Annotated in this window: 32 protein-coding genes and 1 CRISPR repeat array; of the genes, 23 read left to right on the top strand and 9 right to left on the bottom strand. The window is 37.8% G+C overall.

All coding sequences use genetic code 11. The annotated features are described in order from the left end of the window. Nucleotides 1-4: 4 nt before the first annotated feature. The 7 genes from cas5b to ACEVFT_RS23245 all read left to right on the top strand — a co-directional run bounded on the left by cas5b (nucleotide 5) and on the right by ACEVFT_RS23245 (nucleotide 10,246). Complete coding sequence (gene cas5b, locus ACEVFT_RS23275; protein WP_205443064.1) at nucleotides 5-739, top strand: type I-B CRISPR-associated protein Cas5b; 735 nt, start codon at nucleotides 5-7, stop codon at nucleotides 737-739. A 45-nt stretch (nucleotides 740-784) separates the two neighbouring features. Further along, nucleotides 785-3,013, top strand: a complete 2,229-nt coding sequence (gene cas3, locus ACEVFT_RS23270; RefSeq protein WP_393951460.1) for a CRISPR-associated helicase Cas3' — start codon at nucleotides 785-787, stop codon at nucleotides 3,011-3,013. A 33-nt stretch (nucleotides 3,014-3,046) separates the two neighbouring features. Next, the gene (gene cas4 / locus ACEVFT_RS23265; RefSeq protein WP_393951459.1) at nucleotides 3,047-3,559 is read left to right on the top strand and encodes a CRISPR-associated protein Cas4; all 513 of its coding nucleotides are present in this window, start codon (nucleotides 3,047-3,049) and stop codon (nucleotides 3,557-3,559) included. Then, entirely contained in the window at nucleotides 3,556-4,542 is a 987-nt protein-coding gene (gene cas1b / locus ACEVFT_RS23260; RefSeq protein ID WP_393951458.1) for a type I-B CRISPR-associated endonuclease Cas1b, read from the top strand. The genes cas4 and cas1b overlap by 4 nt, the downstream gene beginning before the upstream one ends. Nucleotide 4,543: 1 nt before the next feature. Then, a complete protein-coding gene (cas2, locus tag ACEVFT_RS23255; RefSeq protein ID WP_009371077.1) occupies nucleotides 4,544-4,807 on the top strand; it encodes a CRISPR-associated endonuclease Cas2 in 264 nt (87 codons plus the stop codon). A gap of 285 nt (nucleotides 4,808-5,092) precedes the next feature. Further along, nucleotides 5,093-7,779: a CRISPR direct-repeat array (repeat unit 29 nt; unit sequence GTTTTACATTAACTAAGTGGAATATAAAT). A 260-nt stretch (nucleotides 7,780-8,039) separates the two neighbouring features. Next, a complete protein-coding gene (locus ACEVFT_RS23250; RefSeq protein ID WP_393951457.1) occupies nucleotides 8,040-9,599 on the top strand; it encodes a right-handed parallel beta-helix repeat-containing protein in 1,560 nt (519 codons plus the stop codon). 455 nt (nucleotides 9,600-10,054) lie between these two features. Beyond that, nucleotides 10,055-10,246, top strand: a complete 192-nt coding sequence (locus tag ACEVFT_RS23245; RefSeq protein ID WP_205443079.1) for a hypothetical protein — start codon at nucleotides 10,055-10,057, stop codon at nucleotides 10,244-10,246. Between the two features lie 57 nt (nucleotides 10,247-10,303). On the opposite strand, the gene aac(6') is transcribed toward ACEVFT_RS23245, so the two are convergent. Next, nucleotides 10,304-10,744: an aminoglycoside 6'-N-acetyltransferase gene (aac(6'), locus tag ACEVFT_RS23240; protein ID WP_393951456.1), complete on the bottom strand. Its 441-nt coding sequence runs from the start codon at nucleotides 10,742-10,744 to the stop codon at nucleotides 10,304-10,306. A 110-nt stretch (nucleotides 10,745-10,854) separates the two neighbouring features. Here aac(6') and ACEVFT_RS23235 point away from each other — a divergent pair, with 110 nt between their 5' ends. Genes ACEVFT_RS23235 through ACEVFT_RS23225 form a run of 3 tightly spaced genes read left to right on the top strand, consistent with a single transcriptional unit; the run spans nucleotide 10,855 to nucleotide 12,727 of the window. Further along, nucleotides 10,855-11,451, top strand: coding sequence for a class I SAM-dependent methyltransferase (locus ACEVFT_RS23235; protein ID WP_393951455.1), 597 nt, complete (start codon nucleotides 10,855-10,857; stop codon nucleotides 11,449-11,451). 27 nt (nucleotides 11,452-11,478) lie between these two features. Beyond that, nucleotides 11,479-12,054, top strand: a complete 576-nt coding sequence (locus tag ACEVFT_RS23230) for a DNA-3-methyladenine glycosylase I (protein WP_393951454.1) — start codon at nucleotides 11,479-11,481, stop codon at nucleotides 12,052-12,054. After that, nucleotides 12,044-12,727 (top strand): DUF1963 domain-containing protein, encoded by a 684-nt coding sequence (locus ACEVFT_RS23225; protein ID WP_393951453.1) that lies wholly within the window; start codon nucleotides 12,044-12,046, stop codon nucleotides 12,725-12,727. The genes ACEVFT_RS23230 and ACEVFT_RS23225 overlap by 11 nt, the downstream gene beginning before the upstream one ends. Here the strand turns inward: ACEVFT_RS23225 and ACEVFT_RS23220 are convergent. Beyond that, complete coding sequence (locus ACEVFT_RS23220) at nucleotides 12,724-13,014, bottom strand: transposase (RefSeq protein WP_393951452.1); 291 nt, start codon at nucleotides 13,012-13,014, stop codon at nucleotides 12,724-12,726. The two genes, ACEVFT_RS23225 and ACEVFT_RS23220, sit on opposite strands and share 4 nt — an antisense overlap. Nucleotides 13,015-13,089: 75 nt before the next feature. Between ACEVFT_RS23220 and ACEVFT_RS23215 the strand changes: the two genes are divergently transcribed. After that, nucleotides 13,090-13,290 (top strand): hypothetical protein, encoded by a 201-nt coding sequence (locus ACEVFT_RS23215; protein ID WP_205443088.1) that lies wholly within the window; start codon nucleotides 13,090-13,092, stop codon nucleotides 13,288-13,290. 159 nt (nucleotides 13,291-13,449) lie between these two features. Further along, nucleotides 13,450-13,749 (top strand): GPW/gp25 family protein, encoded by a 300-nt coding sequence (locus ACEVFT_RS23210; protein ID WP_205443089.1) that lies wholly within the window; start codon nucleotides 13,450-13,452, stop codon nucleotides 13,747-13,749. A 116-nt stretch (nucleotides 13,750-13,865) separates the two neighbouring features. Here the strand turns inward: ACEVFT_RS23210 and ACEVFT_RS23205 are convergent, their stop codons facing one another. Next, a complete protein-coding gene (locus tag ACEVFT_RS23205) occupies nucleotides 13,866-14,360 on the bottom strand; it encodes a hypothetical protein (RefSeq protein ID WP_393951451.1) in 495 nt (164 codons plus the stop codon). Between the two features lie 239 nt (nucleotides 14,361-14,599). On the opposite strand from ACEVFT_RS23205, the gene ACEVFT_RS23200 reads away from it, so the two are divergent. The 4 genes from ACEVFT_RS23200 (at nucleotide 14,600) to ACEVFT_RS23185 (ending at nucleotide 16,201) form a co-directional block, all read left to right on the top strand. Further along, nucleotides 14,600-14,986 (top strand): hypothetical protein, encoded by a 387-nt coding sequence (locus ACEVFT_RS23200; protein ID WP_393951450.1) that lies wholly within the window; start codon nucleotides 14,600-14,602, stop codon nucleotides 14,984-14,986. 80 nt (nucleotides 14,987-15,066) lie between these two features. Beyond that, a complete protein-coding gene (locus ACEVFT_RS23195) occupies nucleotides 15,067-15,687 on the top strand; it encodes an NAD(P)-dependent oxidoreductase (RefSeq protein ID WP_393951449.1) in 621 nt (206 codons plus the stop codon). Nucleotides 15,688-15,699: 12 nt separating this feature from the next. Beyond that, complete coding sequence (locus ACEVFT_RS23190; RefSeq protein ID WP_393951448.1) at nucleotides 15,700-15,879, top strand: hypothetical protein; 180 nt, start codon at nucleotides 15,700-15,702, stop codon at nucleotides 15,877-15,879. A gap of 166 nt (nucleotides 15,880-16,045) precedes the next feature. After that, on the top strand, nucleotides 16,046-16,201 hold the full coding sequence (locus ACEVFT_RS23185) for a hypothetical protein (protein WP_205443096.1): 156 nt from the start codon (nucleotides 16,046-16,048) through the stop codon (nucleotides 16,199-16,201). Nucleotides 16,202-16,358: 157 nt separating this feature from the next. Here ACEVFT_RS23185 and ACEVFT_RS23180 read toward each other — a convergent pair whose 3' ends face one another. Then, nucleotides 16,359-16,559 (bottom strand): hypothetical protein, encoded by a 201-nt coding sequence (locus tag ACEVFT_RS23180; RefSeq protein WP_016993987.1) that lies wholly within the window; start codon nucleotides 16,557-16,559, stop codon nucleotides 16,359-16,361. Nucleotides 16,560-16,710: 151 nt separating this feature from the next. Between ACEVFT_RS23180 and ACEVFT_RS23175 the strand changes: the two genes are divergently transcribed. The 3 genes from ACEVFT_RS23175 (at nucleotide 16,711) to ACEVFT_RS23165 (ending at nucleotide 18,293) form a co-directional block, all read left to right on the top strand. Then, nucleotides 16,711-17,049: a hypothetical protein gene (locus ACEVFT_RS23175; protein WP_243456140.1), complete on the top strand. Its 339-nt coding sequence runs from the start codon at nucleotides 16,711-16,713 to the stop codon at nucleotides 17,047-17,049. Continuing rightward, complete coding sequence (locus ACEVFT_RS23170) at nucleotides 17,033-17,671, top strand: O-methyltransferase (RefSeq protein ID WP_393951447.1); 639 nt, start codon at nucleotides 17,033-17,035, stop codon at nucleotides 17,669-17,671. The genes ACEVFT_RS23175 and ACEVFT_RS23170 overlap by 17 nt, the downstream gene beginning before the upstream one ends. A 64-nt stretch (nucleotides 17,672-17,735) precedes the next feature. Next, entirely contained in the window at nucleotides 17,736-18,293 is a 558-nt protein-coding gene (locus ACEVFT_RS23165; RefSeq protein ID WP_342534515.1) for an isochorismatase family protein, read from the top strand. Between the two features lie 36 nt (nucleotides 18,294-18,329). Here ACEVFT_RS23165 and ACEVFT_RS23160 read toward each other — a convergent pair whose 3' ends face one another. Beyond that, nucleotides 18,330-18,551 carry a hypothetical protein gene (locus ACEVFT_RS23160; protein ID WP_393951446.1) on the bottom strand — a complete coding sequence of 74 codons (222 nt, stop codon included), beginning with the start codon at nucleotides 18,549-18,551 and terminating at the stop codon, nucleotides 18,330-18,332. Continuing rightward, entirely contained in the window at nucleotides 18,552-18,896 is a 345-nt protein-coding gene (locus ACEVFT_RS23155) for a hypothetical protein (protein ID WP_393951445.1), read from the bottom strand. A gap of 297 nt (nucleotides 18,897-19,193) precedes the next feature. On the opposite strand from ACEVFT_RS23155, the gene ACEVFT_RS23150 reads away from it, so the two are divergent. Then, entirely contained in the window at nucleotides 19,194-20,075 is an 882-nt protein-coding gene (locus tag ACEVFT_RS23150) for an AraC family transcriptional regulator (protein ID WP_342443417.1), read from the top strand. 12 nt (nucleotides 20,076-20,087) lie between these two features. Here the strand turns inward: ACEVFT_RS23150 and csaA are convergent, their stop codons facing one another. From csaA to ACEVFT_RS23135, 3 genes are all read right to left on the bottom strand, one after another. Then, the gene (csaA, locus tag ACEVFT_RS23145) at nucleotides 20,088-20,420 is read right to left on the bottom strand and encodes a chaperone CsaA (RefSeq protein ID WP_342443418.1); all 333 of its coding nucleotides are present in this window, start codon (nucleotides 20,418-20,420) and stop codon (nucleotides 20,088-20,090) included. Nucleotides 20,421-20,509: 89 nt separating this feature from the next. Next, on the bottom strand, nucleotides 20,510-20,686 hold the full coding sequence (locus tag ACEVFT_RS23140; RefSeq protein WP_004228639.1) for a hypothetical protein: 177 nt from the start codon (nucleotides 20,684-20,686) through the stop codon (nucleotides 20,510-20,512). A 257-nt stretch (nucleotides 20,687-20,943) separates the two neighbouring features. Then, nucleotides 20,944-21,429 (bottom strand): NUDIX hydrolase, encoded by a 486-nt coding sequence (locus ACEVFT_RS23135; RefSeq protein ID WP_393951444.1) that lies wholly within the window; start codon nucleotides 21,427-21,429, stop codon nucleotides 20,944-20,946. 120 nt (nucleotides 21,430-21,549) lie between these two features. Here ACEVFT_RS23135 and ACEVFT_RS23130 point away from each other — a divergent pair, with 120 nt between their 5' ends. The 3 genes from ACEVFT_RS23130 (at nucleotide 21,550) to ACEVFT_RS23120 (ending at nucleotide 24,074) form a co-directional block, all read left to right on the top strand. Next, on the top strand, nucleotides 21,550-21,834 hold the full coding sequence (locus ACEVFT_RS23130; RefSeq protein WP_393951443.1) for a DUF5316 domain-containing protein: 285 nt from the start codon (nucleotides 21,550-21,552) through the stop codon (nucleotides 21,832-21,834). A gap of 1,405 nt (nucleotides 21,835-23,239) precedes the next feature. Continuing rightward, the gene (locus ACEVFT_RS23125) at nucleotides 23,240-23,548 is read left to right on the top strand and encodes a hypothetical protein (protein WP_342443421.1); all 309 of its coding nucleotides are present in this window, start codon (nucleotides 23,240-23,242) and stop codon (nucleotides 23,546-23,548) included. A gap of 106 nt (nucleotides 23,549-23,654) precedes the next feature. Next, nucleotides 23,655-24,074, top strand: coding sequence for a hypothetical protein (locus tag ACEVFT_RS23120; RefSeq protein ID WP_342443422.1), 420 nt, complete (start codon nucleotides 23,655-23,657; stop codon nucleotides 24,072-24,074). The last annotated feature ends 167 nt before the right edge of the window (nucleotides 24,075-24,241 follow it).

Below are 24,241 nucleotides of genomic sequence, written 5' to 3'. Positions count from 1 at the left end.
ACATATGAAGGGGATTCGGATTGAGGCTTATCAGAACCTAGTGAACTACAAAAAGCCTACGAGTTTTCAATTAAAGGAATCATATCCACTGCCCCCGTACTCAACTGTTATTGGCATGGTGCATGCGGCATGTGGCTTTACAAGTTATGTGCCAATGCAGGTGAGTATTCAGGGAAAATATCATGCAAAGGTCAATGATTTATGGACGCGCTATGAGTTTGCTGGTAGTTCATACGAGCAAGGTCGCCATCAGTTGAAAGTGGAGTTATCAGATGGAAAAGCACATGGGATTACACGCGGTGTTTCCACAACAGAGCTATTAGTAGATGTCGAACTAGTATTGCATATTGTACCAGAGGACAAGCAATACATTCCAATCATTATCGACGCACTAAAATCACCTGCTGAATATTTATCACTTGGTAGACGTGAGGATTTATTGCAAATTAATGTGGTGAAGGAAGTAGAAATAGAGTTTCAAGAAATGGAAGAAGACAAGGAAGTTGATTTTGATATTTTTATTCCGCAATCGATGACCAAGAGTGATATTTATGGAAAAGTCGGTACATCCTATCGTTTAAATAAAACATATAAATTATTAGAAATCGCTAAAGGAAAGCACATTCGTCAGTGGGAAAAAGTGATTGTTTCCCATGTACCGGCTTCTTCAACTAACTATCTTGTTGCATATGAAAAAGTGCTTTTCGATAAAGATGGCTATACCGTATTTTTAGTATAAGAGTGGGGAAAGTTCTCCATTCTTTTTTTATAAGGAGGTTAGTTGATGTTTGAAAAGCTACTAGCAAAATCTGCAACAAAAACATCCGCTGCACAAACGATTATTGAGCATACGAACCATTTAATTAATAGATGGGAAACATTTCGTAAAATTTATCCAAATGCATTGTCAAAGAAAGATTGGGATATTTTACTACAAGCGGTGAAGTATCACGATATAGGGAAGGCAAATACCAAATTTCAGAATAAAGTACGAGCAATAGGAGAGCGTATAAAGGATGTATTCCCTGAATTAAATGAAATTCCTCACAATTACTTAAGTTGTGCATTTATGCCGATTAAAAATCTAATCACTCGGTATGGTAAAGAGGATGCTACGATATTAATTTTAGCTGTTTATTATCACCACGAACGGGCAGAGCAAAATATGTACGAGAGTGGTGATGAGATTAAAAAGGATTTACAAAAATACGTGCCACTATTAAATGGTGATTTTAATATTCGTGAGGAACCTAAATTTGATTATCGAAAATTTACGGATCGAAAATTTCTTAGAAACCGTGAGCATCTGTATCGTTTCGTTCGCATAAAGGGTTTATTAAATAAGTTGGATTATGCGGCAAGTGGAAATTATGAAGTTGAAATTCCTTCTGATGGTTTGTCACAAAAGATGGAAATATATTTTAGTGATAAAAATCGCACTCGAAATAAGTTACAAGACTACCTATATGCTCGACAACAAGATAATCATGTAGTCATTGCGTCAACAGGTATTGGGAAAACAGAAGCTGGACTTTTGTGGCTTGGTAATGACAAGGGCATTTTCACGCTGCCATTAAAAGTGTCCATCAATGCGATTTATGACCGTTTGATTAATGAAATTGGCTGCAGCAAAAAGAATACAGGATTACTGCATAGTGGTATGCATGCTGAATATGTCAAACGTGCGGATGAGCAAGACCTTGATTTAATAACGATCACACATGCGAAAAATCTATCTATGCCGCTTACAGTGACAACGATTGATCAAATTATTGATTTTGTGGGGTTATATCCAGGCTTTGAAATGAAACTTGCCACATTAGCCTATAGTAAAATTATTATTGATGAAATTCAAATGTACAGCGCAAGATTAGCTGCCTTTATTGTATTAGGGTTGAAGTATATTACGGATATAGGCGGTAAGTTTTTAATTATGACTGCCACATTGCCACCACTTTTCATAGAAGCATTAAAACGATTGGGAGTTCCGTTTGAAAAACGAGAAGACCCATTTTTTAAATTAAATACCATTAATCAGCCAATTCAGCGTCATTTTATGCAAATCGTTGAAAAGGATTTAACGCTAGAAGAAATTTTAAAGTATCCAATGGAACAAAAGGTATTAATCATTGTAAATACGGTGACGAAAGCACAGCAATTATATAAAGAATTTGAAGAAACAGGTATAAAGGCTTCTCTTTTACACAGCCGTTTTATCAGCAAGCACCGTCAAGAAAAGGAAGATGCGATTTTAGCATTAGGAAACAAAGATTGCCTAAAAACGGGAATATGGATTACAACACAGTTAGTAGAGGCAAGTGTTGATATTGATTTTGATATTTTATTTACTGAGCTTTCGGAGGCATCAGGTTTATTTCAACGGATGGGGCGTATTTATCGAACGCGAGATTATGTAAAAAACATACCGAATATTTACGTTTTTACAGGCGATCCATTGCCATCAGGTATTGCAAACAACAAAAAATCTGTTGTTGATTTTACAATTTTCTCTAAATCTAAGGAGGTGTTACTGCAATATAACAATCAGCTAATGGATGAGAAAATTAAAATGGAGATTGTGGAGCAAGTGTATAGTAGAGAAGCTTTAGGAGCAGCGTGCGAATATATTCAAACATTTGATGAAACATTAGCTTGGTATGAGGATTTATTACCTTATCAAGAGGAGAATAAGCCGACCTTAAGAGATATTCAAAATCAATTGGTGATACCATATGGCGTTTATAGGGAAAATGAATTAGAAATAGAGAATATAAAGCATGAATTATCTAAAAGATTAGCATGGCAGACGAAGATTAATTTGTTAATGGAATTGCAAAAATTCACAGTGCCTATCGCAACTTGGGCGTATGATAATGCAAGAAAACGGAAAAATGGAGAGGTTACTTCAACAATTAGAGTTGATCGCTATACAGAATACCCAGTTGTGACCTATCAATATACAGAGGAACTCGGCTTAATTTTTGCAAATGATGTAGATGCCTTCTTTCAATAATTATGGAAAAAACCATAAAAGGGGTGAAAGCATATGCAATGGGACGATTTAAAGGCAACCGGTTTGCAAGTCCAATATTTGAAAGTATGCGAGCGCAAACTATGGTTACATTCACATCAACTTGGCTTTGAGGATGAGGACGATAAAGTACAACAAGGGAAAGTATTGCATGATACGTCCTATCAACGCCAAAAGTCAAAAGAAGTATTGATAGAATATTTAATTCGCATTGATATGATGGACAAGCATTATGTTGGAGAAGTGAAATCTAGTAGTAAAATGGAACAGGCTGATAAGGCGCAGATTCTATATTATTTATTCGTACTCGAGCAAATGGGGATATATCGAAAAGGCAAAATACATTATCCAAAAGAAAAACGTGTTGATGAAATTGAATTAACGGAAGAGGATAGAGAGGCCATCCCTAAATGGTTAGCCCAAATCCAACAAATTATTCAGCTAGACAAGCCTCCTAAGAAGAAAAAATTAAGATATTGTACAAAATGTGCTTATTATTCATTTTGCTGGGTAGGTGAAGAGGAATGAAAAATGTATATTTATTTAATAACGGAAGGATTCAAAGAAAAGATTCTACTATTTATCTAGTATTCGAAGATGGTACGAAAAAAACATTACCAATAGAAAATACAGAAAATCTACATGTATTTGCGGAAATGGACTTTAACACCTCTTTTTTAAATCTGATGAATCAAAAAGATGTGAATATACATTTTTATAATTACTACGGTTACTATTCAGGTAGTTACACACCTAGACGAAAAAAAGTGGCGGGCTTTGTTGATGTCCAGCAAGCAGCCCATGTGCTTGACTTGAATAAAAGGTTGTATATTGCACAACAATTTGTCTATAGCGCTATTCATCATATGCTACGCAATATTCGTCGCTACAAAGATGAGGTAGAGCCATTCATCCATGAAATAACGCAACTAAAGAAACAAGTTGCAGATGCTACGGATATACAAACCTTAATGGGCATTGAGGGGAAAATTCGCTTTACTTACTATCAATGCTTTAATGCAATTATTAAAAATCCTGATTTTCAATTTACAAAGAGGGAAAAACGCCCGCCTACAAATCCAATTAATGCACTTATTTCATTTGGCAATAGTTTAATGTATACAGCTGTATTATCTGAAATGTACAAAACGCAATTAAACCCAACAATTAGTTATTTACATGAACCAGGTTCTCGAAGATTTTCCCTATCACTGGATATTGCAGAAATCTTCAAACCGTTGTTAATGGATAATTTAATTTTTATGTTAATTAACAAAAAGATGATTCGTGCGGAACATTTTGAATATATCGAAGAACATATTTGCTTATTAAACGAAACAGGACGTAAAATTTTTATTGCTGAATTCGAAAAACGAATGAGCACAACCATTAAACATCGAAAATTAAACAGACAAACCTCTTACCGATTTTTAATTCGTCTAGAATGTTATAAATTAATTAAACATCTGATTGGTGATGAAGATTATAAAGCATTGAAAGCGTGGTGGTAACATGTATGTGCTGATTGCGTATGATGTGGATGTAAAACGAGTAGGGAAAGTCCATAAAGTATTGAAAAAATATTTAACGTGGACACAAAACTCCTTATTTGAAGGAGAAATTACAGAAGGACTTTTAAAACAATGCCTAGCTGAATTAGCAACAAAGGCTAATCCGAATATTGATTCGATTTATGTTTACCGAATTGCCAATCCAAAAAACATGAAAAAAACTGTGTATGGGGTCGAGAAAGATTTTGAGAGCATGTTCTTATAGATATCTATTATATTATCAAATGACTGGTCATGAAAAGAGGGAATCAATCGCATTCAAGTTATCTCATCCAATTTGAATGCAACAGATTCTCTTTTTTGTAGTATTGCAGTGAATCATTTTACAGCATTAAATCCCTTTAAAGCTTATCATATCTAGCTTTAAAGCACTTTAATTGTAAAGGTAAATTTCTGGACTACCGATTGACTGCAAATAATCATATTTGTCGTAATATACAGCCCGTCAAAGCGTTGAAAAATAAGGGTTTTTTGAGTATGCTTAAGGTGGGTTTTACATTAACTAAGTGGAATATAAAATTAAAAGATTAAAAGACGGTCTGTAAGTGGGTAAAGGTTTTACATTAACTAAGTGGAATATAAAACCACTCACCATCTTCTCCTTCTTCTTCGTCGTCTGGTTTTACATTAACTAAGTGGAATATAAAACTGGCATTACAAATAGCGTCCACTACCTCTTTTGCGTTTTACATTAACTAAGTGGAATATAAAATTTTTCTTTAGAACGACAGTCATTAACATCAATATGTTTTACATTAACTAAGTGGAATATAAAATGAAAATTGCAGATACACGTTTCTTTGAGTTATTTGTTTTACATTAACTAAGTGGAATATAAAACAATAATTTCAAAGTCTGGTACAACCCATACGTTACCGTTTTACATTAACTAAGTGGAATATAAAAGTCTTGTATGTAACTCCCAAATGACTCTGGCAACTTTGTTTTACATTAACTAAGTGGAATATAAAAGTGATAAAAACAGTCTCGTCTACTACAGCCTCATACATGTTTTACATTAACTAAGTGGAATATAAAAACTTAATCATTTTTATCAATCTCATAATGTGCTGTACGTTTTACATTAACTAAGTGGAATATAAAAAAATCAGATTTGTAATTATCTAATGCATCAGTAATCCGTTTTACATTAACTAAGTGGAATATAAAATGTCCGAAAAAACGATGTACTTTAGGCTTTTTTTCGTTTTACATTAACTAAGTGGAATATAAAATCTGTTGATTGCTCCATTTTAAAATCGGTGCCTAGTTTTACATTAACTAAGTGGAATATAAAATGATGAAGCTAATCAGATTGCACAACCACTCGCGAAGTTTTACATTAACTAAGTGGAATATAAAATAGTTAGTAACGATCATCACATTAGGATGCTTTTTGTTTTACATTAACTAAGTGGAATATAAAACTATCTGCTGTTGTTGTTCACCCCCTTGCAATACGTTTTACATTAACTAAGTGGAATATAAATTAAGGTTATTTGCTGCACGTGTGACTTCGTTCACGTTTTACATTAACTAAGTGGAATATAAATTCAAATCATCTAGTGGGCCACCTCGTACATTACCAGTTTTACATTAACTAAGTGGAATATAAATTTTATATCAACCATTTCTGAATGTCCATCTGCATAGTTTTACATTAACTAAGTGGAATATAAATTTAAAATCTGTAATCCCACCATAATTTCCTATAGGTTTTACATTAACTAAGTGGAATATAAATTTCATGATACGCTCTGCTGCAATACGTACTACAATGTTTTACATTAACTAAGTGGAATATAAATTTAACTTTTCTATTTGGTGATAAAACGAAAAGATGTGTTTTACATTAACTAAGTGGAATATAAATGTTGCTTCTAGTCCTAATGCTCTTACTAACATTGCGTTTTACATTAACTAAGTGGAATATAAATATGTCTTTCAAGTCACTAATATATTCAGGCATTATTGTTTTACATTAACTAAGTGGAATATAAATGTTAAAAGAGGTAAATTAATTTTTCCTGTCGGGAACGTGTTTTACATTAACTAAGTGGAATATAAATTATCATTTAAAAGCGCTGTACACACGCGGGCGTAGTGTTTTACATTAACTAAGTGGAATATAAATTTTAAATCACGAGTAAATTTAAGTTCAAAAACATTGTTTTACATTAACTAAGTGGAATATAAATTCGATATGGATTGTGAGGATGTTTAAAAATGCTCTGGTTTTACATTAACTAAGTGGAATATAAATTTTGTTAATTCCTTCTGTGCGGCTGGCGGCTACGCGTTTTACATTAACTAAGTGGAATATAAATGTAGCATACGTAACAGCATTTTCACGTAAGGTTTTACGAGTTTTACATTAACTAAGTGGAATATAAATTTTTTGTGTACTGTGACTATACTAACTTTGTATTTTGGTTTTACATTAACTAAGTGGAATATAAATTATGATATTAGAAGATAACTTAGTAAAAACAGTTTTGTTTTACATTAACTAAGTGGAATATAAATGAGGTATAGGTGGCAAGCTTCTTGAAGAAATATCTGTTTTACATTAACTAAGTGGAATATAAATCACTGTTAATAACTCCGATAATCCATACTCACTATCGTTTTACATTAACTAAGTGGAATATAAATTTAAATCATCTACTGGATTTTCCAACAGCCGTTGTTGTTTTACATTAACTAAGTGGAATATAAATGAAGTATTAGCACCGATCAGTGATGTTCGTGCATTAAAGTTTTACATTAACTAAGTGGAATATAAATTCGGCTGATTCAATTTGCACTGTCATCGAAGCACTTAGTTTTACATTAACTAAGTGGAATATAAATTGTGTGAAAACGTTTAAGGCTGATTATACAGTTGAGTTTTACATTAACTAAGTGGAATATAAATTTAGTTGTTGTACCAGTAGAGCCTAATCCGTACGAAGGTTTTATATTAACTAAGTGGAATATAAATACGTTCCATATTGACATTGTTAATGCGTCCATATCTGTTTTATATTAACTAAGTGGAATATAAATCAGGTGGGTTAGGATCAATTGGCGGTTTGGGATTGGTTTTATATTAACTAAGTGGAATATAAATACTATCACAACTTATGAGTAAGGAATCGCAGAAACAGTTTTACATTAACTAAGTGGAATATAAATTTTCATCGATTTCATGTCTTGTAACTAGCTTTTAAGTTTTGCAATAATAAAGTGGAATCTTACCAACCACCGAAAAAACGAACAGCACACCCTCAACCGCTGTTCATTTTTTATTACCCAAAACCATCCCTTTTCATTAAACCGTCAAACATTCCAATTAAACCCCTGCATATTCCAGTAATTTTACACAAAATTGAATAAGCACAAGCATGTTCGGTATATAAATAGGGTACGAACATTTTTTGGTTAGGAGTGTGTAAATGGCTGTACTTGTGGTGAAGAGGAGTATTATGCATCGTTATCAAAGTATCGGGCAGGCGATTGAAGAGGCGGCGCCAGGGGATATGATTGAAATTCGGGATGGGATTTATGAGGAAAGCTTGGATATTGCCAAGCGGCTGACGTTGTATGGGGTTGGCAATGTGACGATCAAGGGTGGCGTTTTTATTCGCTATCAAACACATGTCGCGATGCGTAATTTACGGTTTCGGCAAGGGCAGGGGCTGTATGTGAAAGGCGATTTACAGCTAGAAAACTGTGTGATTGAGGAGCAATTGATTCGGACGCAGATCATGGTGAGCTATGGTAGTTTGCTGATGAAAAATTGTGCAGTGCTTGCGACGCCGCTGAATCATTTTGGTTTGCGTGTGGCGAATGGCTCCAGTGTTATTCTAGTCGACACGACATTTGAGCATCATGTAAAGGCACAGATTATTGCTCAAAACTGTGAGCTGAGCCTGACGAATTGTATGCTGCTGGAAGGGAAGAAGCATGGTATTTTTGCGATTCGCCATGTCAAGATGACAATGGAGGATTGTGAGATTCATGGGCATGACAAGGCACAAGTGATGGCTGCGTCGAGTGAGATTACGATGACCAATTGTCTAGTTCATCAAGGGCAAGGGGTAGGCATTCAATTATTTGATAGCACGACTTTCAGGATGGATGGCTGTGAAATAAAAGAGCATCTCGATACGAATATGGTGGTTCATCGCAGTGATTTAATGATATCGGATTGTATTTTTTCAGATGGTCAAAGTCATGGGCTTTATCTTGGAGAAAAAACGGACGCCAAGTTCTATGATTGTCAAATTTCTCGTCATGTCAAGGCGCAGGTGTTGATAGACAATAGCAAGGTGGAGCTTTATCAATGTCATGTCCGAAATGGCATGGCAGTAGGGCTTACCATTGTGGATGAAGCAGATGTTTCGATGAATCGCTGTAAAATTCAAAACCATCAGCAATTTCATGTCATTGTCGATGCTAGTGGACTAAAGCTGCATCAATCGACTATTCAATTTGGACAATCGGGTGGTATTTATGGTAATGAGCATGCCAAAATCATGATGCAGCATACAACGATTCGAGAGCTGCAAAGCCATCATGTCTATATCAACAATGCTCGTCTATTTACACAGTATTGCACGTTTGAACAAATGGAAGGAAACGGGATTACTTGCATTGATGCGATTTTTGAAGTAGCTAATAGCTATTTTAAAGATGGTCAAGAAAGTTCTTATGCCATGATCTGGTCAGATCAATCAATGGGACGTATTGAAAATTGCAAGGTGGATGAAGCAGCTAGACCATTTTTAGCGCTGTCCAATAAATCTCTATTGGAAATGCGCCATACAGATATAGCTGCAGTAAAGGCTCCTGCGGTTGTACAGGAAAACAGCCAATTATTTGTGCAAGGGCATGTGCAGTCCGCGACATGGCAAAAGGATACAACATCCAAGATTTCTCAAATCGAGGGCATGCAGGTGATGGAGGACAAGAAAATAGAAATAGTGAAACATGATATTAAAAAAATAATATAAAAGCCGATTATACAAATAAGACAAGTAGTTTCAATTTTGAAATTACTTTTTTTATGGATGTGAATATCTAGGTTTCTTTCTTGTGAAAAAGGGGTAAAGGAAAATGTTTGTGCTGTTAATTTTCTTTAGTTTGTGCAAAAAAACTCTATAATTCGACAAAATGCATGAATATTTTTATAATGGTATAGATGTCTCGTTGCAATTACTGCAATATTTTGAAATATTCCACAGGAAAAGTTATACAATGCTTGTATAAGTTATAATAAACATAATAAAGTTTTTACTTAATGTAAAAAAAATATTAAATAATTGTGGATAATACATTGATTATTTTCCATGTTTTAGCCTATAATTAGTAAAAATGGTACATGAAATAAGATAAATATTCGTTAATTATGAAATGTGTGTAATGATTTTACAATAATAAATAGAGAGAGTATTGGGGTGATATGAGGATGTTTGGGCTGACAAAAGAAGAAATTATGTTACTGCTTGAGGGAATGGAATTAGCAGAAAAGCAAAAGAATGTGATTGCTGATATCTTTCATCTAAACAATATGCGAATCGAACAACAACTCGCATTAATGATCCATTTAATCATAGATGAGCGCGAACGAAATATTTCCAACAATACATATCTAAATTAAAAAAATGTCGAAAAATCACAGGTGTTTTATTTTAAGCACCTGTGATTTTTTTGTCCGCTATTTTTCTAATTTTTTTGTGAAGCAAATAATGCGATTGGCTTCTGTAAAACCGAGCTGAAGGTGAACTTGTAGGCTTTCTTCATTGTGCCATTCACAGTCACTGGCAAACTCTAGACAGCCCCTATGCTTTGCCCATTGCTCACAATGCTCCACAAGCTGTCTTGCATAGCCTTGCTGGCGGTATTCCTCCATCACGAAAAGGCCTTCTAAATAGCCGACTGGACTCGAGTCGGTGCCTTCTACATAATCCGCTCGCAATTGGCATTGGGCAAATCCAATTGCTTTGTCCTCATCATAGGCAAGGAAGATGGCTGCGTTTTCTCCCTTTAGTAGCTGTGTCATATCTGCTGTAAATTCCTCTAGTGTATGATTGGGCCAGAGCAGTAAGGCTAATGTGGCTGCAGCTTTTGCGTCTTGTTGCTTTGCTTGCTTTATCATCAAATCTCCTCCTTGGTAAAAAATGAAACAAAACGTTTTGAAGCACGTACAAACTAGTAAAGAACTATTTTCTATTTTAACATCCGCACTTCAAGAGGGGGAATCCAATAATGTCACTCTTACAAACGTTAATTGAACAAGCGAAAAAACCAAATGGATGGCTGGGCTCATCGATGCTACGAATCATGAATATCGCTCATCGCGGTATGAATGCATGGTTCATCAGGCAAGGAGCCATCAATGATGGTGATCGTGTGTTAGACATAGGTTGTGGTGGTGGGAAAACGCTCCAAATTTTATCCAAATTGAATCCAAATGGTATAATCTATGGGATCGATTTTTCTGCACAGGCCGTGAAGGAATCGATCAAATTGAATGAAGCACGTGTTGCTAGTGGTAGCGTCATTGTGAAAGAGGCGAGCGTTTCCAACATTCCATACGATAATCAGTTTTTTGATGCCATTACAGCCTTTCAAACGCATTATTTTTGGCCATCCTTAGAGCAGGATGTGGAGGAAGTATGGCGGGTACTGAAAAACGGTGGGAAATTTATTATGATAGCAGAGCTCTACAAGATGAATTATCATATGCAAGCCTATCAAACACCTGAGGCGACGAAGCAATTATTAGAACGTACCGGTTTTCAAACCGTTTATGTCACGGAAAAATCAAGTAAAGGATGGCTTTGCATTACAGCTATTAAGTAAGGAATACATAAAATGGAGGGTATAAAAATGAAAAGATGTGATTGGGTCAAGCTAGATGAGCCTTTGTATGTGGAATACCATGACAAGGAGTGGGGTGTGCCGGTCTATGACGATCAGCATTTATTTGAGATGCTTTGCTTAGAGGGGGCACAGGCTGGCCTGAGCTGGTGGACGATTCTCCAAAAGCGTGAAGGCTATCGTGAGGCATTTGATCAATTCGATGTGGAAAAAATTATTCTTTATACACAGGACAAGCTAGAGGAATTACAGCAAGACACACGGATTGTACGCAATAAATTAAAAATAGCTAGCGTGGTGACAAATGCCAAAGCGTATCTCCAAATACAAGAAAAGCATGGCTCATTCTCACATTATATTTGGGGATTTGTAGATCATAAGCCACTTATTAATGAATGGGCTTCCATCAAAGAAGTGCCTGTGACGACAGACATTAGTGATCGTATGAGCAAGCAATTGAAGAAGGATGGCTTTAAATTTATCGGGAGTACGATTTGTTATTCCTTTATGCAGGCAGTGGGCATGGTGAATGACCATACAACAGATTGCTGCTGTCGACAAAAGGAGCTAGCGGATGACCATTGAACATATTCGGGCTCAACTAGCTAAGCAGGCAACGATTTTTCAAACAGGTGGTATTCGCCCCACACATGATTTACTGGAAAGCTGGATTGGCTATGTCGGCTGGTCTTTACCAGAGGAGCAACCACCATCTGGCTATCAGCCGCTTGCTACATTCTTTCTAAAAGACCTTCCCTATGTACCGGTAGCCTTACAGCCGTTTCAATTAATCACGCTGTTTGTCGATGAACGCCTATTGGATCATCTCGTGGAGGATGATCTTGGGTCTTATTTTGACATTAGAACGTACACCACTTTGGAAGGCTTAGTAAAGCGTGAATGGCAGCATGAACACATTCGCGCGTTTCCCCTCATACCGCAGCATATCACGAATGACTATCCAACCTGGGATGGGGGCGGTATTCCTGCTCAATTGGAGGAAGAGATTTTGACGTTGGAGCATGAGGAGCAGCTCGAATATTTTGAGGATATCGTAGAAGACCTTTATCCGCTCCATAAAATTGGTGGCTATCCAAGCTTTTGTCAAAGTGGCATGGATTTTGGTGATGATGCACCATTTGTCCTCCAAATTGCCTCGGATGCGAAAGCACATTTGAACATTGTGGATCATGGCAATTTTTATTTTTTCTACAATCCAACAACGCAGACTTGGCACGTCTATTGTAATTTCTACTAGTCTCTTTCCTGAATGGTCATTATGATTAATCGGTAAATCAGATATAAGCCGAGATACGCTCCGGTAATCAGAAATACAGGGTTTAAGAAAACTGCGTGAATCGTTGTCATAAAGACCGCATCCTCAAGAATAATGTTCGTTATAGCTGTAGCGGCAATCGTGCTAAACAGGATTGCAGCAATGACACCTAGTATGTTGAAAAGAAGGCTGAAAATTGCCCATTTTTGCTGAAGATACACCATAAGGCTTGGGATTCCAATCGTGGCAATCAGCATGAGAATTGTCATAACATCACATCCTTTCTTTCAGATTGCCCTTGTTCGCTCATGCATAAACATAGAAAACGATAGGAGGGAAACATAATGCGATGGCAAGATGGAGAGATAAAAAGAACAAGGAAGGTGAAAAAAGTGGAGCATAAAACGGTGGTCAAAAATGGCATTGGCTTTGGATCGGTTTTAGCGATTACGATTTCATGGAGTGTGCATCATTCCATCATCTGGGCAATCATCCATGGCTGTTTTAGCTGGCTGTATGTTATTTACTACGCCATCACACGCTAAGCTTGTAGGTCAGCCTATCAACTAAGATGTTGTTTGAATAAAAATAACATGGGGTACATAAAAACAAATCGTTCATAATTTTTAATGAGCAAGCATAAATAACAAAGTGCTCTTTTTCCAAAGTACTAATTGTATGAACGTAGAAGAAAGGTTGATAGAATGACACATCAAGTAACGGCTTTAAGTAATGTTAATGGTAATGCTACAGGCGTGGAAGGTATTTTACAAAATGTAGCATTTATTTTATCGACGTTTACGATTCCTTGTCCGCTTCGCGAGTATGTGACAAGGTCTGATATTCGTAAACCCTTCCAACGTCTGAAGAAAATAAACACGAAACGCCTCATTGAATGTATCCAACGTTTTGAGCCACGAGCTGTCGTAGTGGATGTTGATTATCTTGGCGATGTAAATAGAGGAAAACTAGAGCCCATTGTCAAAGTCATTGTCAATGAATAGCTGAAAAATATGAATTCTGCCAGGTATGGATTCACGAACCTGGCAGAAGATCAAATGTGCTTGTAGTGGTAGGATTTATGGTATATGAATTGGTGTCAAGTAGGGTAGTGGAACATTTACGCGCTTCTAATGGCAATAATTTGCTGACAATCAATGATAAGTGGTGATGCAGCTGCCGCATCTACCTCAAAAAATGTTGCACAGCAAGTTTTAGGATCTAAGCTGATGAAGTAAATACCTGCAAAGCTACCACCACCTGCTAAAATAACATCTACAAAAGCGCCAGGTGATAAGCATCTTAATAGATGACAGATACAGCCTTTACAGTGGTGATCCTTCGAATAATCAACTTCGTAATAATCTTCCTCCTCTTTTTTGCAAGAGCAGGAATCTTCCTTTTCCCATTTACAATGGTCATCCTTATGCTTGCATTTACATCGCTCGTGTTTATGTTCCCATTTACAATGCCCAGGCTTCTGTTTGCATTTGCATCCCTCTTGTTTGTGCTCACATTTTTTTTCTAAATGACAATAGCATTTTACATATTGATCACAGCACTTTTCTTTTTTCTGATTCCAATTCATATATTGACTAAATCTACTATCTTGCATCTTTTAATCTCCCTTTTTGTTAGTTTTTTAGTAATGGTAGCGCTAACCTTTACATTTCTAATCTATGAAGCCGCAAACATGACTTGTTGGTAATTTGCCCTCTGCAACAGTGGAAAATTATTTTTCGAAAACCAAATGGAGATATAGCGATACATAGCTGTGAGAACAATAACAGATTTCAGGGCAAAAGATTGCTAGACTGCCGCCTGTAAATTTTCATGGAGAAATGGAGTGAATGTATGAAGAGAATCCTGCACATCTTCTTTCTATTCATGTGCTTACTGGTCGTGATTTCATTGTGGATGACACAAAAACAGCCTTCAATTATAGCCACGAGCCCCGAAAGTGCGACTCCCTATGCAGAGGAGCTTGGCGAAAAATTACAAGCCACGAATTTTACCAAACAGGTGATACAGGCGATACGAGCGGCAGGCTACTCGCCTGATAGTACAGTCGGTTATTTAATAGATTCTCCAGCGCATCAAGTCATCACGATTCAATTACACGATGGGGAAGAAATTGATGTAAGTACAGAAAGTGAGATTCAATCAATCATCGATGAGCTATCCAAAAAGAATAATATGCATCTATTTATGGTCAATGTTCAGCTACTAGCGCGTGACTAATCGAGGGGAGAGGCACTGTTATTGGTGCCTTTTTTACATATAAAGGGAATTGCGTTATAATGATAACAGAGGTGAGAGGAATGAAAATCTTAATATTAGGTGCCAGTGGACGTGTCGGCAGCCATATGGTGGAGCTAGCATTAAAGGATCAGCATGAGGTCACTCTATTGGTCCGTAATCCCGATAAAATACCGCACCATCAACAACAGCTGCGTGTTATCCAAGGCGATGTTTTAAACAAGCAGGATGTCGAGCAGGCAATGGTCAATGTCGATGTGGTAGTCAGTGCATTAAATACAGATGGTGGCGATACATTATCGGCTAGTTTACCGTTGATTCTTGAAGCGATGACAAAGCAGCAGGTGAAAAGAATCATTACGATCGGAACAGCAGGGATCTTACAAAGTCGTGTGACACCGACTATTCTTCGTTATCAATCGACTGAATCGAAACGAAAATCGACCGTTGCTGCACAGGAGCACCAACGTGTATTTGAACAATTACAGCAATCTGCTATGGATTGGACGATTGTTTGTCCTACCTATTTACCTGATGGGGCCTGGACAGGAAACTATCGCGTTGAACGCAACTTTTTGCCAGAGGGAGGCAGCAAAATTTCCGTAGCAGATACAGCAGACTTTGCCTATCAACAAATCTTTCGTGAGGATTTTTTGAGAACGCGCGTCGGTATTGCCTACTAGAAAAGGGGAGATATGGTGAAATGTATTCATGCCATCATCGGGATAATCATCATTGTCGTAGGATGTGCCTTTCTCAGTACAACCATTGAGGAGGCGCCTGTTAGAAATGTGATGCTGAAAGTTTATGGAAGTTTCATTGTTTTTGTCGGGTCATTCTACCTCAAAAAAATTGCGAAATTTGGTAAGCAATAATCACTTTTACACAAGGATAGTCTAAATGAACTTATCGATTTGACCTATTTTTATGCTAAACTGTCCATATGATTGTCATTTTAGTGAAAAAATATACTGTTATTTTCCTTTTTATAGAAGGTTTGCTATACTTTATGTCGAATATATCTATTGAAGAGGTGATGATATGGACAAGGAGATATCAAATAACTATCAATATCCTAAACACCTAACAAGCCATGATGGAATCGAAACGACAGAACTATATGTCATCAAGATAACAAAGGAACAAGTGGATAGGTTGATTGAGGATATCGATCAAACATTAAAGACGTCGACATGACGTCTTTTTTTCATGCAAAAAAGGCCACCTTCCAAGAGAAAGTGACCTCAAAACAGGAGCGCTGTGGAAAGGCTAGATTTGCTTCACACTACTATTTATATGTAAAAGTAGTCTTATTAGCTAGCCATTTGCCTGAAAGTATACATTATGTACAACCTCAGTTTTTTTGACATGAAAAGGAGTAATTCAATGCCAAATAATCTCGTATGATGGTGGGCTGTCCGCCATTTTCAAGACATAGCTTACTAGCTATTTTAATTTCCTTCTGATTATAGTGAGATTGTGCACCAATTAAAAATATGCCTGATAGTATCAATAAAGTACCGATGCCCAAAACATATTTTATAACCCTTTTCACTCAACTTACCTCCATTTCAATATGTCTTTCCTCTTGTCTAACATATGATGGAGCAACAAAGTATTATGTTTAATTGACAATGTGTATACGTTTGTATACAATATATTTAAATCAACGTATACAAACGTATACAAAAAGGAGTGTTTGAATGATGAGAGGATCAGGATTTAGAGAGCATATGAGAGAGGGACATCACCGTGGAGGTCGTCACAGAGGCATGGAAGGCGCACCACAGCGAGGAGCGAAAACGTTCCGACGAGGTAAAGCGATATCGTTTCTAGAAATGCTGCATGTGAAGCGTGCAACCATTAAACAGCAATTAGAGCAGCCAGAGTTTCAATCCATTCAGCAAATTTTAGTAGGGGAATTAAAAGCCATCGACCTGGTTATCCAAGAATTTAGCCAGTTGTTTGATATTCAAGAAAATGAAACAAACGACATAGCGGACAGTCTACAAGAGGAAGAACATGCACATGAAACAAATGAATAATTATATCGATGAGGTATTTTATCAGCACGATGCCATGTTAGAGGATGTCATATCCTCTATTGTGGAAAACGGCATGCCTGCCATTTCGGTGTCCCCATCCTCAGGCAAGCTGTTAACAATGCTTGTGTCGATTACAGGAGCGAAGGCTATTTTAGAAATTGGTGCACTGGGTGGCTATAGTGGCATCTGCTTAGCAAGAGGGATCGAAGGAGAGGGCACATTGACCTCCCTAGAATTACAGGAGAACTATGCACAGCTAGCTGCTCAAAATCTTGCCAAGGCAGGCTATGCCGAGCAAGTTTCGTATAGGACAGGCCCTGCACTTGAGAACCTTGAAAATCTTGTAGCAGAAGGACAGCGTTTTGATTTCTTCTTCATTGATGCCGATAAGGATAACTATGAAAATTATTTAGCCTATTGCATTAAGCTGGCCAACCCTGGTGCATTCATTGTGGCAGATAATGTCCTTGCAGGGGGCAGTGTAGCAGACCCTGAGGCAGCATCAAAGCGCTATACAGCCATTATGAAAAAGTTCAATGTCACAGTGGCGAATCATCCACAGCTTGAATCCGTCCTTCTACCGATTGGAGATGGCATGACGATTTCAAAAGTTAAAAAATAATGCATATCACAAATTAACTATTAATGGTAAAATATTGTTAGCAAACGATAAGGGAGAGATGCTTTTGAAGCAAGCACTAGTAGTCATTGATGCACAGCAAGAATTAATCGAGGGAAATCAGGATGAACAAGCCGTCTATCGCAAGGATGAATTGCTTGAGACAATCAATACCGTAATTCAGAAAGCTACCGAGGCAAACGCACATCTTATTTTTGTGCGTGATCAGGATGTAGCTGGTGGAGAAGGGGAAGGCTTTCAGGTACATCAAGCGATTCATGTACCACCGACAGCTGTCTATTTTGATAAACTGGCTACAAATGCTTTTTATAAGACAGGCTTACTCGATTATTTACAGGCCAATGCGGTAGAGCATTTGGTGATGATGGGCTGCAAAACGGAGCATTGCGTGGATACAGCAGTAAGAGCGGCAACTATTCATGGCTTTGATGTCACACTGGTGGGAGATGGTCATTCAACAAATGGTTCCCAATACTTATCACCAGAAGATACGGTTGCCCATCATAATGACATCCTGCACGGCCATTACAACGTGGATCATTTCTCACTGGTGCGAAACGCCGACGAAGCATTATTTGAACCTACACATAATAGCTATCGCTAATAAAAAATGACCAAGAATCTAGGTTCTTGGTCATTTTTACATATAAAAGTGATTGAGCATCCATCCTATAACCGTACTCACGATACCGACTACTATCAAAAACAGCCCATGGGTTGGTGCTTGATAATCCTTTTTAAGTACGATCCCCATACAGATAGCCATGAGCCCACAAAAAGCTTGGAATAGGAGAAGGGCAAGCAAAACATTGACCCAACCGATGATTAAAAGTAATCGCTTACTATTATTTTCATGTACCATTTATTGTTCTCCTTCATCTTTTTTATGTAAATAAAGGGCAAAACCTGACGCGCCGAGTAGTAGGATTGAAAAAATAATAGATATCATCGCTTGATAGACAATAGCGGTAATGAATAAAAGCAGTAAAATAATCAGCATAATGAGACGCAGTAGGACATTTGTTTTTTTACTAATCGTGAAAAAATCCTGTAGAATAATGAGTAAAAAGCTTACCCCGAATAGGAGAGCGTATTCAAGAATGAATAGAGGTTGCATATTCGGTATACCAAAATGAAAGAATTTTGAAATGAATATAGGTATGAGTATGTATTTTATATACTTGTACCACTGGAAATGGCGATCCATGTTGCTGCCTCCAGTTCTATCGATAATTTTTACAAATATTGTAACGAAAATTAGGATGCGATACAACGATCTTTTATCTTCATAGGGCCACTGTGCGAGCAGTGACCCTAAGTATCAAGTCAGGAGGTGTAAGGCTAAAATTAGCTTTACACTATTATATGTATGAGAAAGTAGCTTCGAAAGTTAGTTATTTGCCTGTTCGATAGATTATTTTTTGAAAGGCGACTAAATGGTGCACCAATTGTCGGATGTAAGGGGGCTATTCCTGCTAAAGTAGTGATAAGGAAGGTGATAGAAGTGGATTCTTTAACAAGGTTGAATGAGGCGATTGCGTATATCGAGGCAAATCTAACGGAGGAAATTGATGTGCAAGAGGCTGCGAGATTAGCTTATTGCTCGGAATATCATTTTAAACGAATGTTTTCTTTTCTAGCAGGCATCTCGCTATCAGAGTATATTCGTCGTAGGCGCTTGACACTTGCTGCACTGGAACTGTCGGATTCATCTATGAGAATTCTCGATATCGCGATTCGCTATGGCTATCGCTCTGCAGATGCATTTACAAGAGCCTTCCAGCAAATGCATGGCATCACCCCATCGGAGGCGAGGCAAAGTGGTCAACACTTAAAAGCTTTCCCACGGATGACCTTCCAACTTACTATACAAGGAGGTTGTGAAATGAATTACCGACTCGAACAAAAAGAAGCGTTTCACATCGTGGGTCTTATGAAAAGAGTACCCATCGTTTTTCAAGGAGAAAATCAAGCGATAACCGAAATGGCACGTTCATTAACAATGGAGGATATTGCGCAACTAAAAAAGCTATCTAATGTAGAACCAAAAGGCATCATCCAAGCCTCCGCCAACTTTTCCGAGGGCAGAATGGAGGAGAAGGGCGAGCTTGATCATTATATCGGCGTGGCCACAACAGAAACGTCTCACCATTTCACACAGTTGGATGTACCCGCTTGTACGTGGGCGGTCTTTGAAGCGGTCGGGCCATTTCCGCAAACACTGCAGGAAACATGGGGTCGCATCTATGCCGAATGGTTCCCATCTTCTGGCTATGAACAGGTTGCTGGACCAGAAATCGTGCACCATGCAAGCACCGATTTCTCCTCACCAACCTTTACTAGTGAAATCTGGATTCCTCTTCAGAAAAAAGAGCCTCTTGCGTAATGCGAGAGGCTTTTACTGTATTTTCGTTCCGTTTGGCAGCTGCTGATCGGGCGTTAACAGGATCACATCCCCCTCCACAGGCACGCCACCAATGACAAGCACCTCTGACTTAAAACCAGCAACCCGACGCGGTGGGAAATTAACAATCGCTACAACTTGCTTTCCAATAATGACTTCGGGTGTATAACGCTTCGTAATTTGTGCAGAAGACTGCTTAATGCCCAGCTCTTCACCGAAATCAATTTTCATTTTAATCGCAGGAACCCGAGCCTTTGGTAGTGCCTCTGCCTCTAATACCGTACCAATTCGTATATCAAGTGCTGTAAAATCTTCTATTGTCGCCATTTTTGTACTCCTTCAGCTTTTATGACAATGTTAGCATTTAATAGAAAAAAATACAAAAAAAGAAGAGCACATAGCGTGCCCTTCACTCGTTAACGACGATGCTCTACCAGGTCAATCGCACCTAACACAATGTGCGCTAAGCCAAAGCCAAAAATCGTATTGGCCACCATTTTGTTAGAGCCATGTTTTTGCTTCATTGCATAGCCTGCCGCCGTAACAGCTGACCCGAGTATAGTGGGGATTAAACCTTCACGAATTCCATTCATAAATTGATCCCTCCGTCGTATGATTCGGCGTGAGCTCCACACCATACTTACTATGAACGTTTGGCGAGCATACTATACTAGGCAAATAGCTTCATAAACATCGATGTCCGTTTTAAAGCATCTTGCAGATTGAAAACCTTCTGCAAAAAAACTTCGTTAATATCTTTTCTTGTTGAAGTTTGCGGTAGCGTTTATGTATTAAATCATTCAACGTATTTTTTGTTAAAACGATTAACCAATCTTCAATGTGTATAGCTTTACATAGTTAATGCCTCCTGTAAAATTACATGTGCTAGTTCATGATCATGGATGATATAAGGTACTTCCTCAGGCTCCACCCAAATCCGAGTAATTGTTTCATGCTCTCGCAAAAACGGTAGACACTCCTGTATCGCCATTTTATAAAATAGCTGATAACCAACTATTGGATATTTGCCCCCTTCTATAAATAGGGGATTTTCTTCGTGACTGACTTCAATCGCACCGATATATTGAATAGTACCTTTCACATAGCCTTCTTCCAAAGCCTCGCGATGAAGTGTTTCTTCAGGGGTTTCATCGTTTTCCATGTGGCCACCTGGATAATTAAATCCGCGATCTTTCACATAAACCAGTAAAACACGATCTTGATGAAAGCATATACCATGGACACTTGTCACTTTACTAATATCTTGCATTGTTTGTTGTGATAGCCACGTCAACTTAATAGGATGTCCACCCCAATTTACATAATGATGCACCATCTACTCAGCCTCCTTTGCTCACTATTTTACTGAACTGTAATAATCCTGTATATGTAATTTTTGGAATTCGCGAAACAAATAGGAGACGTTAGCCGTATAATAAAATAAGGGGGGCTGAAAATGAAATATATAGGCATTGGAACCATCTTGTCCATTCTAGGTGTTATATGCTCCATCCTCATATGGGGGAAGGAGGAAGCGCATTTGCTTCCAGGTTTACTAGGCGGAATTTTCATCGTTTCTGCCATGTTAATGTCAGGAGCCATAGCAAGCGGAGATAGAATGCGTGCCAATTTAGCAACAGAAACAAAAGAAGACAGAAACGAACGCAATCACCTGATGAATAACGCTTTACTATTAGCAATACCAAATATTATTGTCGCCATCTTTGCTTATTATCTATGAAGCTAATAGCAACCATTTATCAAAATCAGCGTTGTATCCGTCAGATCTAGAATTATATCCAGCAACTAAGAGGAGCAATCCATTCTGAGTAATTCTATCCGTCAAAATCAGCAGTGTATCCGCCAGAATCAGCGTTCTAACCGCTAAATTTAGGATTGTATCCACCAATTAAGAGGAGCAATCTATTCTGAGCAATTGTATCCATCAAAGTAAGCAGTGTATCCGCCAGAATCAGCATGCTAACCGCTACATTTAGAATGGTATCCACCAATTAAGAGGAGCAATCCATTCTAAGCAATTGTATCCATCAAAATCAGGAGTGTATCCGTCAAAATAAGCATCCTAACCGCTACATTTAGGATTGTATCCACCAATTAAGAGGAGCAATCCATTCTAAGCAATTGTATCCATCAAAATCAGGAGTGTATCTGCCAGAATCAGCATGCTAACCGCTACATTTAGAATGGTATCCACCAATTAAGAGGAGCAATCCATTCTAAGCAATTGTATCCATCTAAATCAGGAGTGTATCCGTCAAAATAAGCATCCTAACCGCTACATTTAGGATGGTATCCAGCAATTAAGAGGCGCAATCCATTCTGAGTAATTCTATCCGTCAAAATAAGTATTGTATCCGTCAGAATAAGCATCCTAACCGCTACATTTAGAATGGTATCCACCAGTTAAGAGGAGCAATCCATTCTGAGTAATTCTATCCGCCAGAATCAGCATGCTAACCGCTACATTTAGAATGGTATCCACCAATTAAGAGGAGCAATCCATTCCAAGCAATTCTATCCATCAAAGTAAGCGGTGTATCCGCTAGAATAAGCATGCTAACCGCTACATTTAGAATGGTATCCGCCAATTAAGAGGAGCAATCGATTCTAAGCAATTGTATCCATCAAAGTAAGCAGTGTATCCGCCAGAATCAGCATCCTAACCGCTACATTTAGGATTGTATCCACCAATTAAGAGGAGCAATCCATTCCAAGCAATTCTATCCATCAAAGTAAGCGGTGTATCCGCTAGAATAAGCGTTCTAACCGCTACATTTAGGATTGTATCCACCAATTAAGAGGAGCAATCCATTCTAAGCAATTGTATCCATCAAAATCAGGAGTGTATCCATCAAAATAAGCAGTGTATCCATCAAAATAAGCGTTCTAACCGCTACATTTTATATGGTATCCACCAATTAGAATCAACAATCCATTCCAAGCGATTCTATCCATTAGAAATCACGTTCTATCTACCACATTTAGAATCACATCCACCACATTCTACAGGCTATCCACCATTCATTACATATAAAATTCATAAAAAGTGTCACATCTACCCTAGGTGTGGCTTTTTTTGTTGCATTTAATAGGGAGGAGTACATTTGCAATAGAGAGGTGGTACTATGCAATTAACAGATGGTACACGGACATTTGAAACGGACATCATTGATGAGGCGGCCAAAAAGAAGGAGCGTGATGAGCAGGAGCGGGAGATGCTCAATGCCTTTGCTCGCTATGCTTACCTGCGATACAAGCAAATACGAGATAAAGTAAATCCAAGAAAATGCAAATATATGTATATTCATCAGGTGCGCCAGCAATTAGCATTACCTGCTAGACTACAACGTGTTTGTAAGCTGCTTTCGATGACGGAAGAGGAAGTGCTGTACATTGTGGAATTTGTGCGGAAGTATTTGAAATACGTCAAATAAGCCTCATCGCCATAGATGGGGTTTTTTTACATAATTTCTAGGGAGAATTGTTTCTCAACACCCGCTCCATATAGTATGATGAACGTGTATAAAGGAGTGAGCGTAGTTGAGATTCATTAAATTTCTAGTGGTGATCGTTATTTTCCTTGGAGTAGTGGGCTATGGTGTGCTGCATTTCGGCACAAAATTTGCCTCTGAAAAAATTGTAGATACCTTGTCTACCGAATTAGAAAATAGCGGACAAAAGGAAGAAATCAAAAATACCATTGAAAATGATCCACAATTAAAAGCCTATATGGAAGAGGCAAAAACGGTCGATAGTAGTACATTACCGTTTACGACGAAAGAAGAGGCAACGACAGTATTAATTCAAAAAGTGGGCATTACGGATTTGAACGACATGCGTGTGAAATTGCAGGACGGCTCGATGACACAGGAAGAAGCCCTGCAAATGGTGGAAGGCAAATTATCCGATGAAGAGATTGCCGCATTAAAAGTCATCGTCTATAAAGAGCTTTATGAATAAAATGGGGCAGCAGCAAACGTTAGCTTCTGCTTCCACTACCCATCACTATCTAAATCTCGAACATTATTCACTTTTCACCTGCTTGTAAGGGCATGCTGTCATGGCATGTCCTTTTTTTATGTCCCTTTTTTTCAAAATTTTCTTTATATAGTTAGAAAGGATATCAG

It is taken from the genome of Lysinibacillus sp. PWR01, assembly GCF_043359455.1.
In the GTDB taxonomy this organism is placed as follows: Bacteria; Bacillota; Bacilli; order Bacillales_A; family Planococcaceae; genus Lysinibacillus; species Lysinibacillus fusiformis_F.
Note: the sequence above shows the minus strand (reverse complement) of the source record. Positions and strands in the feature narration are given on the sequence as shown.

Excerpts from the sequence above, each read along its gene's own strand:
- ACEVFT_RS23130 (WP_393951443.1), top strand. The coding sequence starts at position 21,550 with ATGAAATATATAGGCATTGGAACCATCTTGTCCATTCTAGGTGTTATA.
- cas5b (WP_205443064.1), top strand. The coding sequence starts at position 5 with ATGAAGGGGATTCGGATTGAGGCTTATCAGAACCTAGTGAACTACAAA.
- ACEVFT_RS23125 (WP_342443421.1), top strand. The coding sequence starts at position 23,240 with ATGCAATTAACAGATGGTACACGGACATTTGAAACGGACATCATTGAT.
- ACEVFT_RS23215 (WP_205443088.1), top strand. The coding sequence starts at position 13,090 with ATGCGATGGCAAGATGGAGAGATAAAAAGAACAAGGAAGGTGAAAAAA.
- ACEVFT_RS23170 (WP_393951447.1), top strand. The coding sequence starts at position 17,033 with ATGAAACAAATGAATAATTATATCGATGAGGTATTTTATCAGCACGAT.
- ACEVFT_RS23135 (WP_393951444.1), bottom strand. The coding sequence starts at position 21,429 with ATGGTGCATCATTATGTAAATTGGGGTGGACATCCTATTAAGTTGACG.
- ACEVFT_RS23200 (WP_393951450.1), top strand. The coding sequence starts at position 14,600 with ATGAAGAGAATCCTGCACATCTTCTTTCTATTCATGTGCTTACTGGTC.
- ACEVFT_RS23235 (WP_393951455.1), top strand. The coding sequence starts at position 10,855 with ATGTCACTCTTACAAACGTTAATTGAACAAGCGAAAAAACCAAATGGA.
- ACEVFT_RS23205 (WP_393951451.1), bottom strand. The coding sequence starts at position 14,360 with ATGCAAGATAGTAGATTTAGTCAATATATGAATTGGAATCAGAAAAAA.
- ACEVFT_RS23195 (WP_393951449.1), top strand. The coding sequence starts at position 15,067 with ATGAAAATCTTAATATTAGGTGCCAGTGGACGTGTCGGCAGCCATATG.
- csaA (WP_342443418.1), bottom strand. The coding sequence starts at position 20,420 with ATGGCGACAATAGAAGATTTTACAGCACTTGATATACGAATTGGTACG.
- cas4 (WP_393951459.1), top strand. The coding sequence starts at position 3,047 with ATGCAATGGGACGATTTAAAGGCAACCGGTTTGCAAGTCCAATATTTG.
- ACEVFT_RS23225 (WP_393951453.1), top strand. The coding sequence starts at position 12,044 with ATGACCATTGAACATATTCGGGCTCAACTAGCTAAGCAGGCAACGATT.
- ACEVFT_RS23220 (WP_393951452.1), bottom strand. The coding sequence starts at position 13,014 with ATGACAATTCTCATGCTGATTGCCACGATTGGAATCCCAAGCCTTATG.
- ACEVFT_RS23190 (WP_393951448.1), top strand. The coding sequence starts at position 15,700 with ATGGTGAAATGTATTCATGCCATCATCGGGATAATCATCATTGTCGTA.
- cas1b (WP_393951458.1), top strand. The coding sequence starts at position 3,556 with ATGAAAAATGTATATTTATTTAATAACGGAAGGATTCAAAGAAAAGAT.
- ACEVFT_RS23175 (WP_243456140.1), top strand. The coding sequence starts at position 16,711 with ATGAGAGGATCAGGATTTAGAGAGCATATGAGAGAGGGACATCACCGT.
- ACEVFT_RS23155 (WP_393951445.1), bottom strand. The coding sequence starts at position 18,896 with ATGGATCGCCATTTCCAGTGGTACAAGTATATAAAATACATACTCATA.
- ACEVFT_RS23230 (WP_393951454.1), top strand. The coding sequence starts at position 11,479 with ATGAAAAGATGTGATTGGGTCAAGCTAGATGAGCCTTTGTATGTGGAA.
- ACEVFT_RS23185 (WP_205443096.1), top strand. The coding sequence starts at position 16,046 with ATGGACAAGGAGATATCAAATAACTATCAATATCCTAAACACCTAACA.
- ACEVFT_RS23140 (WP_004228639.1), bottom strand. The coding sequence starts at position 20,686 with ATGAATGGAATTCGTGAAGGTTTAATCCCCACTATACTCGGGTCAGCT.
- ACEVFT_RS23160 (WP_393951446.1), bottom strand. The coding sequence starts at position 18,551 with ATGGTACATGAAAATAATAGTAAGCGATTACTTTTAATCATCGGTTGG.
- ACEVFT_RS23210 (WP_205443089.1), top strand. The coding sequence starts at position 13,450 with ATGACACATCAAGTAACGGCTTTAAGTAATGTTAATGGTAATGCTACA.
- ACEVFT_RS23245 (WP_205443079.1), top strand. The coding sequence starts at position 10,055 with ATGTTTGGGCTGACAAAAGAAGAAATTATGTTACTGCTTGAGGGAATG.
- cas3 (WP_393951460.1), top strand. The coding sequence starts at position 785 with ATGTTTGAAAAGCTACTAGCAAAATCTGCAACAAAAACATCCGCTGCA.
- cas2 (WP_009371077.1), top strand. The coding sequence starts at position 4,544 with ATGTATGTGCTGATTGCGTATGATGTGGATGTAAAACGAGTAGGGAAA.
- ACEVFT_RS23250 (WP_393951457.1), top strand. The coding sequence starts at position 8,040 with ATGGCTGTACTTGTGGTGAAGAGGAGTATTATGCATCGTTATCAAAGT.